The sequence below is a fragment of the Brevundimonas sp. genome (genome assembly GCF_044239655.1).
In the GTDB taxonomy this organism is placed as follows: domain Bacteria; phylum Pseudomonadota; class Alphaproteobacteria; order Caulobacterales; family Caulobacteraceae; genus Brevundimonas.
The window spans coordinates 1-3,124 of record NZ_JBIIAY010000224.1 but is presented as its reverse complement, the minus strand read 5'-3'; the positions used below and the strand labels follow the sequence as shown (position 1 = coordinate 3,124).

The 3,124-nt window shown below is 33.2% G+C and carries 2 protein-coding genes; both read left to right on the top strand.

Annotated elements, in window-relative coordinates:
• On the top strand, positions 1-812 hold an 812-nt coding region (locus tag ACILQR_RS16645), incomplete at its 5' end, for a tail fiber domain-containing protein (protein WP_395652474.1).
• Positions 813-835: 23 nt separating this feature from the next.
• Entirely contained in the window at positions 836-2,974 is a 2,139-nt protein-coding gene (locus ACILQR_RS16640) for a DUF5977 domain-containing protein (RefSeq protein WP_395652473.1), read from the top strand.
• Positions 2,975-3,124 lie beyond the last annotated feature (150 nt).

The following is a 3,124-nucleotide window of genomic DNA, read 5'->3' as shown; positions in this document are numbered from 1 at the left end:
CAATATTGACAAATGATAATGTTATATTAAAAGCAACAAATGTAAGTCAAGCCATGTATATTGACTATAAAAACTCAGCAAATTCAAGAAGAGCTTATTTAGGTTTTGGGGGAGATTCAAATTCTAATTTTGATATTTGGAACTCTGAAAATGGCGCAATATCATTGGGTACTAATAATACTGAACGTTTTAAAATTTCATCTACTGGAAATATAGGCATCAATAAAACTGACCCTGGCGCTCAATTAGTTTTAGCACAAAATAATGGTAATTCTTCAGCACAAACTTATTTAACATTTAGAAATTTAGCGACTAATTATGGTAGTTGGTCTATTTGGAAAACTGAGGATAATAATTTAGGATTTTATTATGGTGTTAATTCAGATACTCCAAGTGCTGGTATTAATATGAAACTTCGTTATAATGGAATAACTGAATTTCAAACAAAAGTTTTAATAAATACGTCTACTGATAACGGAGAAAATCTTTATGTTGGTGGTACGATTAGAGCAACGGGTACAATTACTGCAAACTCTGATATTCGTTTAAAAAGCAATATTACCAAAATAGAAAATGCACTTGAAAAAGTAGGTCAAATTTCGGGATATACTTATAATACGACATACGATGATAAGCGACACGGAGGAGTAATTGCTCAAGAAATGGAGAAGGTATTCCCTGAGATTGTCAACACGGGTAATGATGGATTAATGGGAGTTGAATACGGAAATATATCGGCTTTATTAATTGAAGCGATTAAAGAGCAAAAGAAAGAAATAGATGAATTAAGAACTATTATAGCTTCTAAATAATGCCATTACAAGGGAGTGGAGATATGACCTTTGCTCAGGTCTATAATGAGATTACGGGGGAATCGCAAGCGAATCCTACTATCTCCATTACATTGGCTGAACTTGGTCAACTTCAAAATTCAAGTGGTCAAACAATCCCATTAAATCAATATTATACTCCAAGACCTGACGGCAATCTTCCAACGGTATTCCCTACTGAGTGGTATCTTTACTGCCAAAGGTGTAATGTACCAGCGCCATACATAACTATTTCAAAGACTGCGCCTACAAGTGTAAACTCAGGAGTAGAATTTGCCTATCGGCTAACGATTGCAAACAATGGTCAAGTCAATTCCTCAGGAGACATAATAGTTCGGGATTACATTCCAAATGGATTATCTTTTGTAAGGTATGAAAGGGACACTCCAGCTTGGGGATTTAGCATATCAGGACAACAAGTAACGGCAACCTTTACTTCTTCTTTGCCCGTAGGATTTGGAGCAGTAATAACGATTTACGTTACTACCAATACTCAAGGAACGTACTCCAATTTTGCAAGCGTTGAAGGTGGAGGCGAAACAATAACCAAGACTTCAAACACGGTTTATACGGGAGTTGGTGGAGTGCCAACGTGGACAAGTTCAGTAACTAAAAGATTAGTTCGTACAATCCAAAAGAATAATTGCGATGCTTACGGAATAGGCTCATTTCAAGAGGTTTATTCTCCTTTCTTTACGGCTACTTACACAAGTACAATAAGTCAACCTGATGCGGATACAAATGCAAATAATAACGCAACGGCTTTATGCAATCAATGGCTTGATGAGAATGGACAAGCGGTGGCAAATAGTTCGGGAACTTGTCAGTATGACTATCCACAAATGACATTATCAAAGACAATGCCTGGCGCTTTTAATCTTAATCAATCAGGAGAAGTTGAAATAATAATGCGAACATTAGGCGCTGCAACTTCAGGTCAAATTGTGATGTACGATGACTTAGCAAGTGGCTTTGAATATGTAAGTTTAATAAGTAAGCCTGATATTTTTGATTTAAATATTTATGGTAGATCAGTAACTTTTACAACAAATGCTTCTTTGCAAGCTGGTTATTTTGGGCAATTCAAATTTTTAGTAAGAGCAATAACCGTAGGCAATTACACAAATTTTGCTGCGGCTTATGGTGGCAGTATTTTAAACAATAATGCGACAAGTAATACGATCTCAACTTATGTATTTAGTACTCCTATATTTTCATTTACAAGGGTAATAGATAACCAAAGTTATTATAATGGGACAAGCATAAATGCAAATGCAGCGCCAACGGATTTAATTTATAATGGGACTATTTTAACTATAAATAGTTTCCCAAGTACTAATGATTCTAAAGTAAGAATTGAGTTTGAATTACCGATTCCTTTTAGAGTTGTTGATGATGTACAAGTAAATTATAATACTGATTACTTTACATTTTCTCAAGGGTCGGCATTTAATATTGCGGTCTTTACTCAAAAAGATAATGTAACCGTTCCCGTTGGGCAATACGGATTTTATATATTCTTTAGTTTACCAATTACATATTTCCGAATGTCAACCGTAAGTCAAGATGAAGATTTAAGAGATGATGATAATTTAGTTATTGATGCTCTTAATATTACCGTTCCAAGAAAAGCGACTACTTTAGTTAAAAATTATGTTAATAATAATTTTATAAATTCAGGTGGTATTACGACAATATGGTCTAATAATTATACATTTTTACCAATATTTCAAACGACTAATAATCGTATTCCTAATGATGTTAATGGATTGACCTATTCATTCTCAGTTAATAACAAGGCTAATTATAGCCCCCAGTATTCAATGGGATTTATTAACCAACAATTCTTTGCAACTCAAGTAATTTATGTAGTAAATCCGCCAAGAGATACAAAAAATGGAGTTGTAAATGCTGATTATCCTTATCAATATGTTATCGATAATTTGTTTAGCCCTGATGAATATCAATTTGGAATTAGAATTTATTATAGAATTTATAAAAATGGGCTTTTAATAAAATCAGATTTAAATACACAAAATACTTTTTTTGAAACGAAAATAGATAAAGCTAAAAATGAACCAAAATATAGGAATACGACATTTTCTATTCTTGTAGACGCTAATAACAATTACTTGTATTGGTAAAATTTTGAATAATAGCTATTTATTATTGTAAACTAAACAAACAACCAAATGAAATTAGATTTTAACTTTGACTTTATCGGTCTTGATGACCAAGTTTTTGAGGGTGGTAACGCTGGTAAAATGTTAGCTGGCGCATTAGCCTCCGCATCC